Below are 16,375 nucleotides of genomic sequence, written 5' to 3'. Positions count from 1 at the left end.
GGTGCCAGGGCGGCAATTGTCATCGACCCGGCCGGAGCGAGCGTCAGGGGTGAAGCAGCTTCTTCAGCTTTTCCTTTTCATCCTCGGAGAGCGGCGTTCCCTTTGCTTGGGCGCCGCGACGGCGGGCCGCGACGACGAGGGTGATCGCCCCGACGAGAAGCAGGGTTGCAGGCATGCCCCACAGGACCAGCGTCTTCGTTTCGAAGCGCGGCTTCAGCAGCACGAATTCGCCGTAACGGGACACGACATAGTCGATCACCGCCTCGTCGCTGTCGCCATTGGCCAGGCGCTCGCGCACCAGAACCCTGAGGTCCTTGGCAAGTTCGGCATTGGAATCATCGATCGACTGGTTCTGGCAGACCATGCAGCGAAGCTCGGCCGAGATCGCCCGCGCCCGCGCTTCCAGCGCGGGGTCTGCCAACACCTCATCCGGATTGACCGCGAAGGCCGAGCCTATCGGCAGGATGACCAGCAGGAGTGCCAGCAGCAGACGCATCATTCGGCGGCTCCCACGGGCACCGCCTTCGGCCGTTTGGCCCGCGCCGGCGCCCCGACCCGCAGGCGGCGATCGCTCAAGGATACGAAACCGCCCGCCATCATGAACAGCGTTCCGCCCCAGATGCAGAGGATCATCGGCTTCCACCAGATGCGCACGACAATGCCGCCTTCGCCGATCTGGTCGCCGAGTGAAACGTAGAGCTGGCTGAGGCCGAAGGTGCGGATGCCGGCTTCCGTCGTCGGCATGCGGCGCACCTGGTAGAGGCGCTTCGACGACCAGACCTCGGAGACGGCAACGCCGCCGCGACTGATGGTGAAATGGCCGGATTCTTCCGTGTAGTTCGGGCCGCTGCCGTTGCGCATGCCGTCGAAGCGCAGGGTGTAGCCACCGGCTTCGACCGTCATGCCTGGCTTCATCTCGACGACGGTCTCGGTTTCGAAGGCCGTAACGGCGACGATACCGATCAGGGTGACGCCGAGACCGATATGGGCGAGCGCCGTGCCGAAGGCCGAGCGCGGCAGGCCGGTGAAGCGCCGCCAGGCGATATTACCCGCAACCTTGCCGAGGCCGGAACGCAAGGCGATATCCGTCACGGAACCGATGATCAGGTAGACCCCGAGAGCGATGCCGAAGAGCGCCAGCACCGGGCCGCCATTCATCGCGTAATAGTAGCCTGTGCCGAAGACGAGACCGATCGCGACCGCAGCGAAGAGCCGCTGGGAGACACCGACGATGTCACCGCGCTTCCAGGCAAGCAATGGACCGAACGGCACCGCGAAGAGCAGTGGCAGCATCAGGAGACCGAAGGTCATGTTGAAGAACGGCGGACCGACGGAGATCTTGTCGCCGGTGAGCGCCTCCAGCACCAGCGGATAGAGCGTGCCGGTCAGGACTGTCGCCGCCGCCGTCGTCAGGATGAGGTTGTTGAAGACCAAAGACCCCTCGCGTGAAATCGGCGCGAATATGCCGCCGGCTTTCAGGTGCGAGGCACGCAAGGCGAAGAGTGCGAAGGCGCCACCGATGAAGAAGACGAGGATGGCGAGAATGAAGATGCCGCGGGTCGGATCCGTGGCAAAGGCATGAACCGAGGTCAGCACGCCCGAACGGACGAGGAAGGTGCCGAGCAGCGACAGCGAGAAGGTCATGATCGCGAGCAGCACGGTCCAGATCTTCAGCGCCTCGCGCTTCTCCATGACCAGAGCCGAATGCAGAAGGGCGGTGCCCGCGAGCCAGGGCATGAAGGAGGCATTTTCCACCGGATCCCAGAACCACCAGCCGCCCCAACCGAGCTCGTAATAGGCCCAGTAGGATCCCATGGAAATGCCGGCCGTAAGGAAGGTCCAGGCGGCAAGCGTCCACGGGCGGACCCAACGCGCCCAGGCGGCATCGATCCGGCCCTCGATCAGTGCGGCGATCGCAAAGGAGAAGCAGACGGAGAAGCCGACATAACCGAGATAGAGCAACGGCGGATGAATGGCGAGACCGACGTCCTGCAGGATCGGGTTCAGGTCCTTGCCTTCACCTGGCGCCGGGACCAGCCGCGCGAACGGGTTGGACGTCAAGAGGATGAAGAGGGCAAAGGCCATGGCGATCCAGGCCTGCACGGCGAGCACGTTCGCCTTCAACGTTTCCGGCAGGTTGCGCCCGAAGGCTGCCACAAGCGCCGAGAAGAATGTCAGGATCAGCAGCCACAGCAGCATCGAGCCTTCGTGGTTCCCCCAGACGCCCGAGATCTTGTAGATCAGCGGCTTCAGCGAATGGGAGTTCTCCCAGACGTTGCGGACCGAAAAGTCCGAGGTCACATAGGCGAAGGTGAGCACCGTGAACGCGAAGGCGACCAGCAGAAAGCAGGCGACCGCCGCGCTCGACGCAAGCTCCATCAAGCCGCGATCATTCAGCCGCGCACCGAGGATCGGCAAAGCGGCCTGGATGACCGCCGTCGCCAATGCCAGGACCAGCGCGTAATGTCCGAGCTCGATGATCATTTAATGGTTTCCTTCCCGCTGAGCTCAACGCCCTGGGCTTTCAAGCGGTCGGCGACATCCTTGGGCATATAGGTCTCGTCATGCTTGGCGAGCACCGTATCCGCCACGAAGACGGAGCTCCCTTGAACGAAGGCTCCCTCCGTTACCACGCCCTGCCCCTCGCGGAACAGGTCGGGCAGGATGCCCGTGTAGGTTACCGGCACCCCGGCAAGCGTGTCGGTGACGGTGAAGGTGACGGTCTTGCCGTCGCCGCGCTTTACCGATCCCCCTTCGACCACGCCGCCGAGGCGGATGCGCGTACCCGGCGACAAGTTTGCCTTGGCGAGATCGCTCGGTACGTAGAAATAGGCGATCGTCTGGCTGAAGGCGAACATCACCAGAAAGGCTGCGAGAACCAGGAAGCCGACACCGCCGCCGATGATCGCCAGTCTTTTTTGTTTGCGCGTCATTGCGTCACTCCATCGGTCGCAATACCGAGTTCACGAGCAAGCGCCAGGAGCTGCTTGCCCCCGTCGCCATCGGCCGGGAAGGTCTTCAGGCCCTCCTTTAGCGCTGCCGCCGCCTTGTCTCGTTGATCAAGGACAACGTGGGAGCGGATCAGCCGCGCCCAGCCTTCGAGGTTGTCAGGGTTTTGCTTGAGGCGGCTTTCGAGGCTTTCGACCATGCCGCGGATCATTTCCTGCCGATCACCGCTGCTCATGTTCTCCGCGGCTGCGACATCCTCGGCGCTGGGATTGCCGGGTGCTGCAGCGCTGGCGGTGGCGGCGCCCGTCAACTCGGCCACATGTTGCTTGACCAGCGGCAGCCAGGGCGCATCGGCAGGCGATGTCGCGACCAGCCTGTTGAAGGCGGTCAGCGCCTCGTCTTTCTTGCCTTCCTGCTTGAGGCCGAGGGCAAGGTAGAATTCCGAGCGCGGGTCATTGGGATCGAGTGCCAGCGCCTGCTGGAGTGCCTCCTGGGCCTTCGTTGTCACGAGACCATCGGACTGCACGACGAGCGCCTCCGCGTATCCGCCGAGGCGCGCCGGCGTCGGCCCGAGCAAGCGGATCGCCCGGTCATAGGCGTCCACCGCTTCCTCGATACGGCCGTTGCGCATGTAGATCGGTGCGAGTAGGTCCCAGCCGGCGCCGTCGTTCGGGTTCACCGCCAGGTGGTTTTCAGCCTTGGCGATCAGGACATTGATGTCGCCATTGGGATCGGCAAGACGAGCGGCAAGCGGCTGCGCCGGCACGCCGGGGCTACCCGTGAGCAAGTAAAGGCAGAGGCCAACTGCGGGGAGACAGAGCAGCACAAAGGCCTGGGCCAGCCGATTGGCCCCGCGGCGCGGCGAAACGGCCGGCGTCACAACTCGGTCGCTCTCGCCGGCTGCCAGCAATCGGCGCGCTATCTCGGCCCGCGCAAGCTCGGCGTCATCGCTTGCGATCAGGCCGCTGTCCTGATCGCGCTTCAATTCGTCGAGCTGGTCGCGATAGACCTCGATGTCATGGCTGTGGGGAGACGAAGGCGCTTCCCCTGTCCGCATCAGCGGCAGGATCAGCACGACGGCAACGGCCGCCGTCAAAATGGCGACGAGGATCCAGAACAACATGCACGCTCAATACTATGAGGCCCATGCCATTCCAACTCGAAAACCCGCCATGACGGAGATTTGAGGCGTTTCGCCGCAACGGCCGATCAAGCCGCCTGGTAACGCTCGGACGCCTGAGAAGGCCCGCGCTCAGGTGAGCGGCGTCCAGCTGCCGTCGGGATTGCGGCAGGCTGCGCCGCGTGCCGTCTTCGTCTGGCTCTTGATCGTCACGGTATGGCTGTACTGGCGGCAGTTCTGCGATCCGACCTGATAGGGAGCGGCCGCAACGACGGAGCCGCTGACGCCGCGTCCGTCCCAGGTCACCGGCTGGCCGCCCGGCGCTGCCTCGAGCGCGCGATACTCCGCCTCGAGCGCGCGCTGGCGGTCGGACGAACCGATATCGAGATCGGAAAGGCGACCGATCACTCCGCCCTGAAGCGCGGCGATGTAGGTCGTCGAGGACATCCGAGTGGCGGTCGAACCAAGGCCGGCGACAGCACCCTTGCCGCCCGCGGTCGTGCCGCAACCGGCAAGAGCCACGGCCGACGCGATCACCGCGATCCTACCGCCAACGACAAAAGTCCGTGTCATTTCTGCCTGGTTCCTCATGATCCGCGACACTCAACCATTCCTATCCAAAGCCGTATTCGTGAACCCCGTGCATTCGGGTGAAATGACGACTTGTCCTTGATTTTCTTTTGGCATTCCCCGCTTGCCGAGGCAACGGCGCGCCCTGCCGGTGTGACATTTTCGAGCACGGGTGTGACACCTTGATCACGAAAGCCCGCACACTTTTCATCCCGCCCTAAGCCGCGGCCGGCAACAGGAGCTGCGCACGCAGTCCCCCTTCGTCCCGCCGCGACAGAGTGATACTGCCCTGGTATTCCCGCACGATCTCGCTGACGATCGAGAGCCCGAGCCCGGTCCCAGGCTTGCTTTCGTCAAGCCGCTTGCCGCGCTTCATCGCCAGCGCGATCTGGTCGGGATTGAGCCCCGGACCATCGTCATCGATGTCGAGCACGATCCACTGTCTCCCGGGCTCCTTCGCATGAAGCTCGCTCGGCGCCGGCCGCACGTTGAGCCACACTTCACCACGGGCGTGGCGGGCAGCGTTTTCAAGCAGGTTGCCGACGGTTTCCTCGACATCCTGCAATTCCATCGCGAGCACCAATGCCGGCGGATTGATCGACAGGTGAACCTGCTTTTCCGGGTTGAGCTTGCGCATCACCCGAACGAGACGTTCGAGCGCCGGCTGTGCCTCGGTCCGCGCCAGCACGGACTCCCGCTGCGCCGCGATCCGCGCGCGGCTGAGATAGGATTGTACCTGCGTCTGCATCGCATCCACCTGGTTCCGCACCAGTTCACCATGCGGCGCATCGAGCACGCGGGCTTCGTTGAGCAGAACGGCGATCGGCGTCTTCAGCGAATGCGCAAGGTTGCCGACCTGCATGCGGGCGCGCTCGACGATGCGGCGGTTGCTGTCGATGAGGGCGTTCACCTCGTTGGCCAACGGCTGGACCTCGCGCGGGAAGGCCCCGTCAAGCCTCTCGCTCTCACCGGTGCGGATCTTCTCCAACGAGCGGCGGACCTGATCGAGTGGGCGCAGGCCGAAGAGAATGGTGAGCGCGTTCACGCCAAGTCCGCCGAGACCGAAGATGGAGAGCGCGATGGTCAGGTTACGGGTGAAGCGATCGATGTCAGCCTCGAGCACATCACGGTTGCCGGCAACGCGAAAGCGCGCGGTGTGGCCCTGGATGTCGAGCACGACCTCGGTCTCGGAGACCTCGACCTCGTTACCGAACGGATCCTTGGTGGTATAGAAGCGGACGTAGCCGGTGTCGAACGGGACCTCATCGACGCTGGCGATCGGCAGCTTGCCGTTGCCGAGAGACGTCGAGATCAGGGGTGGCGTGTCGAATTCGCCGATCGGATCGACGATCCAGTACCAGCCGGTCTGCGGCTGCGAAAAGCGGAGATCGCCAAGCTGCGGACTGCCTGAAAGCACGGTCTTCTCGTTGACGGAAATCGAGTTGACGACGTTGAAAAGCTGCGCGCGCAGCAGGTCCTTGAAGCCGCGCTCGGAGCCCTGGCGGTAGAGTTCGGAAATGACCACACCGATCACGACCAGGGCGACGACCGCCCAGACGGTGGAAACCGCCAATACGCGGGCTGTGAGCGATCTAATTGCCATTGCCCGGAGCTTGCATTCGGTATCCGAGACCGCGCACCGTTTCGATCAGGTCGTTGCCGATCTTCTTGCGCAGCCGGCCGATGAACACTTCGATCGTATTGGAATCGCGATCGAAGTCCTGATCGTACATATGTTCGACCAGTTCCGTGCGCGAAACGACCTGACCCATGTGGTGCATGAGATAGGAGAGCAGCCGGAACTCGTGCGACGTCAGCTTGAGTGCCACGCCGTCCACGGTTGCCTTGGAACCCTTGGTATCGAGGCGCACCGGGCCGCAGACGATCTCCGAGCTTGCATGCCCGGCAGCACGGCGGATCAGGGCGCGGATGCGGGCGAGAACCTCTTCGACATGGAAGGGCTTCGCGACATAGTCGTCGGCGCCGGCATCGATGCCCGCGACCTTATCGCTCCAGCGATCGCGCGCCGTCAGGATCAGGACCGGCATGGTCTTGCCGTCGCCGCGCCACTTCTCCAGCACCGTGATGCCATCCATTTCCGGCAGGCCGATATCGAGGATCACGGCATCGTAGGGCTCGGCATCGCCGAGATAATGCCCCTCCTCGCCGTCATAGGCCTGGTCGACGACGTAGCCGGCCTCCTTCAGCACCTCGGCGAGCTGCCGGTTCAGGTTGGCGTCGTCCTCGACAATCAAAATGCGCATTCGTCTCTACTTCCTCTCGCGGCCATCCCGCTGCGTGCTTCGGTTCAATCCTAGCCGATTTAACGATAGAAACATGCAGGCTTTCAAAGCGCCACAGCGACCTTTTGCGCCTGACAAGACGCACGGCGCCACAGGGATGGCTTACATCGGCACCTTGACGGTCACCTTTTTCGGCCGCCCGCCATTACCGGGGACGAGCACCGTGATCACACACTGGCCATCGGACGTCGGCTGCGCCGACAGCAACTCGCCGCCGGTGTCGGCAACCACCTGTGCAGCGGCCGCACTGCAATCGCCGGACACGCGGACGACATTATCCGACGGCACGTTGATCGCAGGCAGGCTGAAGCCCGCGAGGCCTGCAGCAAGCGCGGCTATGATCACTGGTGAAGACATGAACGCACTTTCAACTTGGGAAGCATCATGGCAGAAGCAATAACCGAATGAGGCTGAATGGCAAATGAATGTCGGGTTTCCGACCCGCCGGGCGGCCATCGCGGAAGCCATCGACCTCACCGGAAATCCGACCCTAGATTGCAGCGATTCCGTTCCCGACGGAACCCGTTCAAGGCTGCAATTGCCCCTTCATGCGGCAGTTTCGCCTTGAGGGGCGCCGTGAGGAATGGTCTCATGCTCCCCGGCATTGCGCGCAGCAGGCGGAAATCAGCCTTTTGTTAAGCATGCTCCGCTAGGATCGAGAGGTCGGCAAGGCTCTCGCGTCGCGGCGCAAGGTATCCGCCATATCCTGGACGCTGAGATATCACATCCAGCAGGAAGCGATTCGCGATTCCTTTGAATCCCTTGGCGGAGACCGTTCAAAGGTTGAGTCACCATCCTGCAAGGTTGATTCAAGATGATCGCGTTTCGATTCCGGCAGCCGGACTAAACCACTGACACGCTTCGATTTCGTCGCCACGGCTTCCCCACCGAGGGCGTGAGCGTCCCTCGCGCTCAGCACCTGCACTGGCTGCTGAACGGCGCCGAAATTGGCGTGCGCGCGGAAGAAGAGATGTCCGCAAATTTACTTCAAAAGAACGCCTAATTTTGACGTATCGGCACCTGTGTGCATGCGCACCGACGAACGGCTGTGGATCAACCAAAAATTAATCGATTTAAATATTCTTTAATCGTTTAAATGATTTAAGCCACTGATTTACAAAGCCTTTACGATATGAAATTGTCCGCGCCGTCAAACGTCATGAAACCGTCATAGGCCCGGAGGATCGGATGCAGACGCTAGCGAACAACCAGCCCGCATCTCAGCAGTCCAAAGTACCGCAATCGCTGCTCGACCGTTTCGAAAACGAATGGCGCGCCATGCGCGCCGCCGGCGAAAGCGCCCCGAAGCCGATCCAACCGGCCGAGTAAGCCCGTCGGTGACGAGCTGGTTCTCGCCACCACCATCCCGAGCTATGCCAAACGCAACATGAAGTTGAGCCATGGGTGTCAGGATGGGCCGCTTCCTGCAACCCTTATGTTGCGTCGTTGCACAAACGGACAGGGCCGTGGCAGAAGCTGCGGCCCTTGAATATTTGTGGCGATTTTCAGCCTTTTGGCCATTCGGAAAAACCATGTTACTCTTTCCGTATGCTGACCGAAGAGATTGAAAAACTCGCGCTAAGCTTGCCGGGAACGGAGGAGAACGCGCATTTCGGCACACGGGATTTCCGCGTGGGCAAGCGCATTTTCATGACCTTGCCGGAAGCCGGTCGCGCGGTCTTCAAACTCACGCCCGACCAGCAACGCATGCTCCTGGAAATGGAGCCTGGGGTTTGTGCCGCCGTGCCCGGCGGCTGGGGAGATCGTGGCTGGACCTCATTCTACTTCGTCGAAGCGGACGAAGGCCTCGTCCGTCAGTCGATGGAAACGGCCTGGCGCAACGTAGCGCCGAAAACCCTCGTCAAGAAGAACGGCGGCAGCCACTAAGGCGCGTCGCGATCTTTCAGGTTCGCTCCTTGCGCTTCAAGTCTTTGATATTTCGCATATCGTTATCGCAAAACCGCTGGGCAGTTTTGCGATATGCTTTAGGCTAACTCCAGAGGAGTGCATTTCCGGCTCGTGCGGCACCGGCGCAAATCGATCCCGAACGCCGGCCAATCCCCTCTTATTCCACGCTTTCCTGCCCCACTTCCAACGGCCAGGTGACGAGATAATCTTCATAGTCTTCGATATCGACGTCGTCCTCGGCGACGGTGCGGCCGCGCACCGAAATGCCTGCAGCATGAACCGTTTCCGGATCGCCCGAAATCAGCGGGTGCCACCAATAGAGATCGCGCCCCTCGGCTACGAGGCGATAACCGCAGGTCGGCGGCAGCCAGGTGATCTCGCGCACGGCCTTGGGCGTCAGCTGGATGCAGTCAGGCACCGTCGCCTGCCGGTTTTCATAGTCCCTGCAACGACAGCTCTCGCCATCGAGAAGCGTGCAACGGATCGAGGTCCAGGCGATCTCGCCGGTATCCCAATCCTCCAGCTTGTTCAGACAACAGAGCCCGCAGCCGTCGCAGAGGCTTTCCCACTCCGTATTGGTCATGTCCTCAAGGCTCTTCGCCTTCCAGAAAGGCATTTCGCCCATCGTCATCACACTTTCGTCAAATAGCCCGCGATACAAAAATTTCGCAGAAAATTGCCGGTTTTTTAAGGCCGCCGGCGCGATATGCAAGTAGATTGGAATTTGACGCCGTGCAAATATTATGCGGCGCCGGCATGATGCCGCAGAGCCTTCAGGACGTTGAGACGTGCGGGAACCGAGGAAAGACGATAACCGGCCGAAAAAACGGCACATCTTTCTCAGGATCGACTCCTGGATCAATTCCACGGTCTGGAATGCCGGCTTCAAACTGGCGCAATGGTGGGAAGACACCACCATCTTCTTCCGCCGGTTCCGCGTCACGGGCTGGAAAAGGGTCGTCTTCGAGGTGCTCGGCGAAGGCATGACCTGGGGTACCGTCGGCTCGGTGCTGATGCTGGCCTTGGCGCTTCCGGCCTTCGAGGAGACCAAGGGCAACTGGCGCGCCCAGAGCGACTTCGCCGTCACCTTCCTCGACCGCTACGGCAATGAAATCGGCCACCGCGGCATCATCCACGAAGATTCCGTGCCGATCGACGAACTGCCCGATCATCTGATCAAGGCGGTGCTCGCGACCGAAGACCGTCGCTTCTTCGACCATTGGGGCATCGATTTCCTCGGCCTTACCCGAGCGATGACCGAGAATGCCCGCGCCGGCGGCGTCGTTCAGGGCGGCTCGACGCTGACGCAGCAGCTTGCCAAGAATCTCTTCCTGTCGAACGAGCGCACGATCGAGCGCAAGATCAAGGAAGCCTTCCTGGCGGTCTGGCTCGAATGCAACCTGTCGAAGAAGGAAATCCTCCGGCTCTACCTCGATCGCGCCTATATGGGCGGCGGCACCTTCGGGGCGGCTGCGGCCGCGCAGTTCTATTTCGGCAAGTCGATCACCGATGTGAGCCTTGCGGAGTCGGCGATGCTCGCCGGGCTCTTCAAGGCGCCGGCCCGCTACGCGCCGCACGTCAACCTGCCGGCCGCGCGCGGGCGCGCCAACGAGGTTCTGACCAACCTCGTCCAGGGCGGGCTGATGACCGAGGGCCAGGTGATCGCCGCACGCCTCAATCCCGCCAGCGTTATCGACCGCGCCCAGGTAAAGGCGCCCGACTTCTTCCTCGATTGGGCCTTTGACGAGGTCCAGCGTATCGCTCGGCCCTTCGCGCAGCATTCGCTGATCGTGCGCACCACGATCGACATGGGCCTGCAGAACGCCGCCGAGGACTCGGTGGAATCGAGCCTGCGCCAATATGGCGAGAGCTTCAATGTGAAGCAGGGCGCCATCGTCATGATCGAGAATGGCGGTGCGGTGCGGGCCATGGTCGGCGGCCGGGACTATGGCGAGAGCCAGTTCAACCGCGCGACCCGCGCTCTGCGGCAGCCAGGCTCCTCCTTCAAGGTCTACACCTACGCTGCGGCGATGGAGAAGGGCATGACGCCGGAAACGGTGGTCGTCGATGCGCCGATCACCTGGCGTGGCTGGTCGCCTCAGAATTACGGCCGGAGCTATGCCGGGCGCATCACGATCCTGACGGCGATCGCCAAGTCGATCAACACCATCCCCGTGCGCCTCGCCAAGGACAAGCTCGGCACCGATCTGATCGCTCAGACCGCCAAGGCGATGGGTATCGAGACGCCGATCCGCACCGACAAGACCATGCCGCTCGGAACATCGGAAGTCACCGTGCTCGATCAGGCGACGGCTTACGCGGTGTTTCCGGCGGGCGGTGTACAGTCGCGCCGTCACGGCATCAGCCAGATCCTCAACTATGACGGCGATATCCTCTACGACTTCGGTCGCGACGAACCGCCGGCGCGGCGCGTGCTTTCGGAAGCCGCGAATGCGTCGATGAATTCGATGCTGACGCAGATTCCGATCATCGGTACCGCGCGCAAGGCCGCCCTCGACAACGGTATCGTCGTCGGCGGCAAAACCGGCACGACGCAGGCGTATCGCGACGCCTGGTTCGTCGGCTTCACCGGCGACTACACGACCGCCGTCTGGTTCGGTAACGACGACTACACGTCGACCAACAACATGACCGGCGGCTCGCTGCCGGCGATGACGTTCAAACGGCTGATGGACTATGCCGAGCAAGGCATCGAGCACCGGGCGATCCCCGGTGTAGTCGCGCCGACGGCGCCAGCGAAGCAGCCGCAGGTCGCGACGGCGAAACCGGATGAGAACGCCCTGCCGCCACTCGTCCGTCCTCGCTCGCTGTCGGCCGAGGTTACCCGCCTGCTGCGCACGATCGGCGAGACCTTTGAAAAGGCACCGGCCCTGAAAGCGCCGGAGAGCGGCGGCAAGCTCGCCGCCCTCGGTACTGCCGAAGAAAAACGCTCCGGACAGACGGATCCCAATGCCGCCAGCAACTGAAATCTCCCGCTCAGACCTGCGGCAGCGATTTCGACAGGGAGCCGCACGCGCTGCGTCGGCGGCCGTTGCACCGGTCGCCGATTTCGGCGAGATATGGGGGCAGACCCATGTTGCCCCGCCGCAGAACGATTTCCGATAGAGCCGCCCTTGTTCCGAATCCCCTTCCTCGTCGCCCTCGCTCTTGCCATCGCCTTCGGCGGCGGCATTGCCTCGGCCGTATGGGCGCTGAAGGCGACCGTCGGCTTCGGTTCGATCGCGATCGGCCCGTGGGTCGCTTTCCCGGAGGCGCAGACGATCAATGCCGATCCCTATGCCAAGGCGCACCGGGCACGCGCCGGGGAACTTCTTTACGGCGGCGCCGAAGGACTGATGTTCAGCGCGCAGACCGACGACAAGGGCCAGAAGCTCCAGGCGTCCTGCTCCTATGACGTCACGGGGCTGACGCCACAGGCTCGCTTCTGGACGCTCTATGCGGCCAATGCCGACGGCCTGCCGTTGCGTCCCGGCTCCGACCTGCCCTCGGCCGTCAATTCCTGGACGGTGCTGCGCAGCGAAAACAGCAATTTCACCATCCATGTGTCGCCGAACGCCCAGCCGGACAATTGGCTGGCCTTGCGCCACTCAGGCACCTTCCGACTGGTTCTGACGCTGCTCGACACGCCGACGGCAGGTTCGTCGGGGCTGCTAGACCTTGCCATGCCGATCATCACCAAGACCGGGTGCGGCGATGCGTAAGGTTCTCTTCGCCACGGCCCTCGGCCTCGTCGGCGCCGCGCTGCTGCACATCATCATCATTCTGGCGCTGCCGCAGTTTACCGGCCGTGACGCCTATACCCGCGTGCTGGGACTGCTGGAGATGGACAGCTTCTTCGCGCTGACGAGCACGCCGGGGCCAACGGGCCTTGCCAATGACGACCCCTATCTCAGGACGGCCGTTTGCAGCTTCTCGATCTCGGACGGACCGGCGCGCTTCCTCGCCAGTGGCAATGTGCCATTCTGGTCGCTTGCGGTCTTCGACAGCAATTCGAACGAAGTCTTCAGCATGAACGACCACACGGCAGTGAACGGCAAGCTCGATCTTGTCGTCGCGACGCCGATTCAACTGGTGGAACTGCGCAAGTCGCCGCCGGAGGCGCTGGCACAATCGATCATGGTGGAGATGAAGGAACAGGACGGCTATGCCGTTCTGAGAGCGATGGCGCCGGTCGACAGTTTCGAGGAGCAAGTCCGCAACTTCCTTGCGGAATCAAGCTGCGAGCCATTTCGGCGCTAAGTGCGGCGAACGCGAGGCGGCCTACCGCTCAGTCGCAGATAGCGAAGAGCAAAGACTGCGTTCAGGCAAGAATTATGGTGAAGGGGCCTTGATGTTTCGGGCCAAGGACACGCGCCCGGCCAGCGCCGGTCGTCGGCGCACGAAATCGAACGCTACTGCTTCTTGATCCGGCGTCCATCCGGTGCCGTCGGCTGCGGGTCGCGGTCGAGGCGCTCATAGCGGATGCCGGTGAACAGGAGCACTTTGGCTCCGCTCGATATGGCCGGTGGTCTACGCGGCGGTACGCGAACCTTTCGGTCCTGAATTCTGATCACGTCTGCCATGCTCGTCTCCACAAAGTCTTGAGACGGATGAACTACCGTACAGATTTCACCCTGCCCTCTCGGGCCAGCGCATTTCTCCAGGCTTGCCTGGACAGGCGCGCTTTTCTCGTCTGCTCCTTCTTCCGGTCGCCCGGATGTTGCTCTTCTGGTTCATACGACGCAGCCCGATGATAACGGGTCCGCCCCGATTGAGCCATAGGCTGGTTAACAGAATGCTAATACACCGCTCCGGCACCAACCTAGATTCATTATCGCGCCGGATGAACCCTCGAGATGTATCCAAGGTAACAGTCCGGAGCGGCATCAAACCGCAGTCAGCGTCGCGATATCAGACCAAGCAGGAACGACACACCGGCAACTGCCACCAGCGTCGCCAAGGGCTCCTCGCGTACCCGCTCGCGAACGCGTTCCGCCATCAATTCCGCCTCCCCCTGAACAACCGCCCTCGTACCGCTACCGATGGCCGAGACAGCTTCGGTCAGTCGAGCGATTTCCGCCCGCAGTTCGGCGATCTGAACATCAACCTCGGCACGCGCTTGCACCTGCGAAACGTTTTCGCCGACTTTCTGCACGGCCTCCAGTTTCTTTTCCACCATTACAACGCTCCCTTGTCTGCGCGGTCTCAACGCTCCGGATGGCGTTTGGTTCCGCCTGAGACCACAGAAACCGAGCTGCCAAAAGCAAACGGGCGGCCCGCGCCGCCCGTTTTCCTATTCAACGGAATAGCGCCGAAGCACGGCGCTTCCCGTCAGTTCTCGCAGTCTGGGTCGTCGAACTGGCACCGAACCAACGGCGCCGGGCGGGCGCGTTCGTAGATACCGTCATCGTCCTGGCGAATGCGGACGCTGCGACGTTCCCATTCTCGGCGATCTTCACGTTCCGAACGCCACCACTCCTCTTCACGCTGACCGCTTTCCCAGTCGCGCTGCGCGCGGCGCCGATCGCGTTCCCAGTCATTGCGGTCGCGCTCGCGCTGCCGTTCCCAGTCGCGGCGATGCCGGCTGTCATCGACCCAATCCGGTCCCCGGCGCCACCGAGCGCGCTCACGATAGAAATCGCGGCCACGGTAGTTGCGGTCCCAATAGCTGTCGAACTGGAAGACAACCGTCGGAATGCCGAGCGGGCGATAATAGCGGGGCTCGACATACACGCGATTGCGGCGATAGTCAGCCTGGACGTAACGCCCGGCAACCCAGCCGCGCCCGCCATAGAACGAGACGTCGCACCACGGCAGATCCGCAAGGCATCCGTGAATTTCGACGGATTCGCCGACCGGGATCAGCGATACCGCCGGATAGCGGGTGCTCGGACCGGAGCGCATGTTGACATTGGCAGTGGCAAAGCCTTCCGCGGCTTCGGCGATCGCCGGGGCCGCCAGCAGCGCGCAGACCGCCGCTGCGCGCAGGATAAATTTCTTCACAGTTCCATATCTCCCATGGAGAGGCCCCTCTTCACTCGGCCTCCAGGCGTCGGCGGGCGTCCGGAGCCCTTGACCGTCGCCGCGATAACTCGTGACCGCATGTGGATTTTTTATGGCTAATGCCCCGAATGTCCCCGGAAAAGCGGGGTAATCGGGCAATCTGTCGGCCTTGCCGGGCGCCACGCAGGTGCCGCAAGCCTGAATAAAGCTCCAACATCCATAGTTAACAGTACGCTAACGCTTTTCTTCTAATTTTTGCGACGTGTGCCTTTCCGGATCACCGGAAACGGCGATCATGTTTTGCGTGCAGGGAATTACCGTGACGGATCGCTTTCGTGAGTTGGAAAGGCCACAGACCGGCCGCTTGAAGGACGTCGTCCTGATGGCGACGGTCACCGGTTTCGAAAGCCTGCGCATCCCCGGCAAGTCCGACATGAAGCAATTTGCCGAACTGTTCGAGCCGCTTTTCCTCGGTTCCAGCAACGAAGCCCGCCGTCAGGCGGCGGCAGCCCTTTCCCAGTGTCCACAGGTCCCGGAGCCGGTCGCCGCGCTGATCGGCGGCATGCCGATTTCCATTGCCGCGATTTTTCTGACGCGCTCGAAGGCGATTACCGACCGCACCCTCATCGCGGTCATCCGCGACCGCGGGCCGGAACACGCCGCAGCGATCGCGCGCCGCCCGAACCTCTCTCCCCTTGTCGTCGATGCCCTGGTCGAGCACCACAATCCGCCCGGGCTCGCCGCGCGCAGCAATGCAGCAAGGCAGGCGGTGGCCGAGCGAAGGAACCCGGAGGCCGAGGCTGGTTCGGTGCGCGCGGCCCGCGAAGAAGCGCTGCGACACGAGATCAAGACGCTGGCGCGAGCGGGGTCACGCAACACCGCCCCGACGACCTCAACCGATGCGATCAACGACGCACCTGCGGCGCTGCTCGTGCGCTTTGCCCGTAGCGGCGAGATCATCCTGTTCTCACGCGTCCTCGGCCAGGCACTCGGCACCAAGGACGCGCAGGTCGAACGCGTCCTGCTCGATATCTCCGGGCAGCGGCTGGCGACGAGCCTCGTCGCGCTCGATGTCGAGACGTCCGATGCCGGTTTTGTGCTCGAGACGCTATATCCGCATCTTCGCGAGCCCTTCGGCGAGACGACCCATGCCGAAGCGTTGATCGGCGCCATGAACCGCGCCGCCTGTCGCGAACAGCTCGATGCCTGGCTCGAGGCGGAGGCCGAAGAATCAACCGCAGCTGCAAGGCACGAAGCATACTTCGCTGAAACTCCCGCCAACAGTGCGCGCCAGATCGGCCCTCGTCGGATTGCGGCAGCGGCCGGCGGCAATGTGCAGCCACTGCGACTTTTCGGCCGGCGACGCGGCTAGGCCCAGAAATCTCTTATCTTGCGCGCTACCTTGATGCGGCATCCTCCGGCAAGTCCGCGCCGCATGCGGTAGCCGCTCTCAGTCCACTCAAACGGCGGCAACAACCCTTGTCCGAGTAAAACCGAAGCCGCCTGATCGGGCTGCCGCTCA

18 protein-coding genes are annotated in these 16,375 nt (G+C 62.7%); 6 read left to right on the top strand and 12 right to left on the bottom strand.

The window, feature by feature from the left end; genetic code table 11:
* Positions 1–43: 43 nt before the first annotated feature.
* The 8 genes from AC1Z3V_RS22435 to AC1Z3V_RS22400 form a co-directional block, all read right to left on the bottom strand.
* The gene (locus AC1Z3V_RS22435; protein ID WP_483501796.1) at positions 44–499 is read right to left on the bottom strand and encodes a cytochrome c-type biogenesis protein; all 456 of its coding nucleotides are present in this window, start codon (positions 497–499) and stop codon (positions 44–46) included.
* Complete coding sequence (locus AC1Z3V_RS22430) at positions 496–2,484, bottom strand: heme lyase CcmF/NrfE family subunit (protein WP_483501795.1); 1,989 nt, start codon at positions 2,482–2,484, stop codon at positions 496–498. The genes AC1Z3V_RS22435 and AC1Z3V_RS22430 overlap by 4 nt, the downstream gene beginning before the upstream one ends.
* Positions 2,481–2,933 carry a cytochrome c maturation protein CcmE gene (gene ccmE, locus AC1Z3V_RS22425; RefSeq protein ID WP_483501793.1) on the bottom strand — a complete coding sequence of 151 codons (453 nt, stop codon included), beginning with the start codon at positions 2,931–2,933 and terminating at the stop codon, positions 2,481–2,483. The genes AC1Z3V_RS22430 and ccmE overlap by 4 nt, the downstream gene beginning before the upstream one ends.
* Positions 2,930–4,072: a c-type cytochrome biogenesis protein CcmI gene (gene ccmI, locus AC1Z3V_RS22420; protein ID WP_483501791.1), complete on the bottom strand. Its 1,143-nt coding sequence runs from the start codon at positions 4,070–4,072 to the stop codon at positions 2,930–2,932. Before ccmI ends, ccmE begins: the two co-directional genes overlap by 4 nt.
* Positions 4,073–4,201: 129 nt before the next feature.
* On the bottom strand, positions 4,202–4,660 hold the full coding sequence (locus AC1Z3V_RS22415) for a hypothetical protein (RefSeq protein ID WP_483504133.1): 459 nt from the start codon (positions 4,658–4,660) through the stop codon (positions 4,202–4,204).
* Between the two features lie 196 nt (positions 4,661–4,856).
* A complete protein-coding gene (locus tag AC1Z3V_RS22410; protein WP_429808116.1) occupies positions 4,857–6,242 on the bottom strand; it encodes an ATP-binding protein in 1,386 nt (461 codons plus the stop codon).
* Complete coding sequence (gene feuP / locus AC1Z3V_RS22405) at positions 6,232–6,903, bottom strand: two-component system response regulator FeuP (protein WP_034789361.1); 672 nt, start codon at positions 6,901–6,903, stop codon at positions 6,232–6,234. Before feuP ends, AC1Z3V_RS22410 begins: the two co-directional genes overlap by 11 nt.
* A gap of 141 nt (positions 6,904–7,044) precedes the next feature.
* Positions 7,045–7,299 carry a hypothetical protein gene (locus AC1Z3V_RS22400; protein ID WP_429808113.1) on the bottom strand — a complete coding sequence of 85 codons (255 nt, stop codon included), beginning with the start codon at positions 7,297–7,299 and terminating at the stop codon, positions 7,045–7,047.
* Positions 7,300–8,130: 831 nt separating this feature from the next.
* On the opposite strand from AC1Z3V_RS22400, the gene AC1Z3V_RS22395 reads away from it, so the two are divergent.
* Positions 8,131–8,271: a hypothetical protein gene (locus AC1Z3V_RS22395; RefSeq protein WP_429808110.1), complete on the top strand. Its 141-nt coding sequence runs from the start codon at positions 8,131–8,133 to the stop codon at positions 8,269–8,271.
* A gap of 219 nt (positions 8,272–8,490) precedes the next feature.
* Positions 8,491–8,829: an MmcQ/YjbR family DNA-binding protein gene (locus AC1Z3V_RS22390; protein WP_429808931.1), complete on the top strand. Its 339-nt coding sequence runs from the start codon at positions 8,491–8,493 to the stop codon at positions 8,827–8,829.
* A gap of 178 nt (positions 8,830–9,007) precedes the next feature.
* Here the strand turns inward: AC1Z3V_RS22390 and AC1Z3V_RS22385 are convergent, their stop codons facing one another.
* Positions 9,008–9,475 (bottom strand): YcgN family cysteine cluster protein, encoded by a 468-nt coding sequence (locus AC1Z3V_RS22385; RefSeq protein ID WP_429808929.1) that lies wholly within the window; start codon positions 9,473–9,475, stop codon positions 9,008–9,010.
* A 163-nt stretch (positions 9,476–9,638) separates the two neighbouring features.
* Between AC1Z3V_RS22385 and AC1Z3V_RS22380 the strand changes: the two genes are divergently transcribed.
* The 3 genes from AC1Z3V_RS22380 (at position 9,639) to AC1Z3V_RS22370 (ending at position 13,110) form a co-directional block, all read left to right on the top strand.
* Positions 9,639–11,837 (top strand): transglycosylase domain-containing protein, encoded by a 2,199-nt coding sequence (locus AC1Z3V_RS22380; protein WP_483501790.1) that lies wholly within the window; start codon positions 9,639–9,641, stop codon positions 11,835–11,837.
* A 147-nt stretch (positions 11,838–11,984) separates the two neighbouring features.
* The gene (locus AC1Z3V_RS22375; RefSeq protein WP_483501788.1) at positions 11,985–12,572 is read left to right on the top strand and encodes a DUF1214 domain-containing protein; all 588 of its coding nucleotides are present in this window, start codon (positions 11,985–11,987) and stop codon (positions 12,570–12,572) included.
* Positions 12,565–13,110, top strand: coding sequence for a DUF1254 domain-containing protein (locus tag AC1Z3V_RS22370; RefSeq protein WP_483501787.1), 546 nt, complete (start codon positions 12,565–12,567; stop codon positions 13,108–13,110). Before AC1Z3V_RS22375 ends, AC1Z3V_RS22370 begins: the two co-directional genes overlap by 8 nt.
* Positions 13,111–13,262: 152 nt before the next feature.
* On the opposite strand, the gene AC1Z3V_RS22365 is transcribed toward AC1Z3V_RS22370, so the two are convergent.
* From AC1Z3V_RS22365 to AC1Z3V_RS22355, 3 genes are all read right to left on the bottom strand, one after another.
* Positions 13,263–13,433: a hypothetical protein gene (locus tag AC1Z3V_RS22365; protein WP_173515953.1), complete on the bottom strand. Its 171-nt coding sequence runs from the start codon at positions 13,431–13,433 to the stop codon at positions 13,263–13,265.
* Positions 13,434–13,747: 314 nt separating this feature from the next.
* Positions 13,748–14,029: a hypothetical protein gene (locus AC1Z3V_RS22360; RefSeq protein ID WP_429808100.1), complete on the bottom strand. Its 282-nt coding sequence runs from the start codon at positions 14,027–14,029 to the stop codon at positions 13,748–13,750.
* A gap of 152 nt (positions 14,030–14,181) precedes the next feature.
* Entirely contained in the window at positions 14,182–14,853 is a 672-nt protein-coding gene (locus AC1Z3V_RS22355) for an SH3 domain-containing protein (protein WP_483501785.1), read from the bottom strand.
* 295 nt (positions 14,854–15,148) lie between these two features.
* Between AC1Z3V_RS22355 and AC1Z3V_RS22350 the strand changes: the two genes are divergently transcribed.
* The gene (locus AC1Z3V_RS22350; RefSeq protein WP_483501783.1) at positions 15,149–16,225 is read left to right on the top strand and encodes a DUF2336 domain-containing protein; all 1,077 of its coding nucleotides are present in this window, start codon (positions 15,149–15,151) and stop codon (positions 16,223–16,225) included.
* Positions 16,226–16,375: the final 150 nt, after the last annotated feature.

Source organism: Ensifer sp. 38_S197 (assembly GCF_056924495.1).
Note: the sequence above shows the minus strand (reverse complement) of the source record. Positions and strands in the feature narration are given on the sequence as shown.

Coding starts and splice junctions, on each gene's coding strand:
- AC1Z3V_RS22435 (WP_483501796.1), bottom strand. CDS start 499: ATGATGCGTCTGCTGCTGGCACTCCTGCTGGTCATCCTGCCGATAGGC.
- AC1Z3V_RS22430 (WP_483501795.1), bottom strand. CDS start 2,484: ATGATCATCGAGCTCGGACATTACGCGCTGGTCCTGGCATTGGCGACG.
- ccmE (WP_483501793.1), bottom strand. CDS start 2,933: ATGACGCGCAAACAAAAAAGACTGGCGATCATCGGCGGCGGTGTCGGC.
- ccmI (WP_483501791.1), bottom strand. CDS start 4,072: ATGTTGTTCTGGATCCTCGTCGCCATTTTGACGGCGGCCGTTGCCGTC.
- AC1Z3V_RS22415 (WP_483504133.1), bottom strand. CDS start 4,660: ATGAGGAACCAGGCAGAAATGACACGGACTTTTGTCGTTGGCGGTAGG.
- AC1Z3V_RS22410 (WP_429808116.1), bottom strand. CDS start 6,242: ATGGCAATTAGATCGCTCACAGCCCGCGTATTGGCGGTTTCCACCGTC.
- feuP (WP_034789361.1), bottom strand. CDS start 6,903: ATGCGCATTTTGATTGTCGAGGACGACGCCAACCTGAACCGGCAGCTC.
- AC1Z3V_RS22400 (WP_429808113.1), bottom strand. CDS start 7,299: ATGTCTTCACCAGTGATCATAGCCGCGCTTGCTGCAGGCCTCGCGGGC.
- AC1Z3V_RS22395 (WP_429808110.1), top strand. CDS start 8,131: ATGCAGACGCTAGCGAACAACCAGCCCGCATCTCAGCAGTCCAAAGTA.
- AC1Z3V_RS22390 (WP_429808931.1), top strand. CDS start 8,491: ATGCTGACCGAAGAGATTGAAAAACTCGCGCTAAGCTTGCCGGGAACG.
- AC1Z3V_RS22385 (WP_429808929.1), bottom strand. CDS start 9,475: ATGGGCGAAATGCCTTTCTGGAAGGCGAAGAGCCTTGAGGACATGACC.
- AC1Z3V_RS22370 (WP_483501787.1), top strand. CDS start 12,565: ATGCGTAAGGTTCTCTTCGCCACGGCCCTCGGCCTCGTCGGCGCCGCG.
- AC1Z3V_RS22365 (WP_173515953.1), bottom strand. CDS start 13,433: ATGGCAGACGTGATCAGAATTCAGGACCGAAAGGTTCGCGTACCGCCG.
- AC1Z3V_RS22360 (WP_429808100.1), bottom strand. CDS start 14,029: ATGGTGGAAAAGAAACTGGAGGCCGTGCAGAAAGTCGGCGAAAACGTT.
- AC1Z3V_RS22350 (WP_483501783.1), top strand. CDS start 15,149: ATGTTTTGCGTGCAGGGAATTACCGTGACGGATCGCTTTCGTGAGTTG.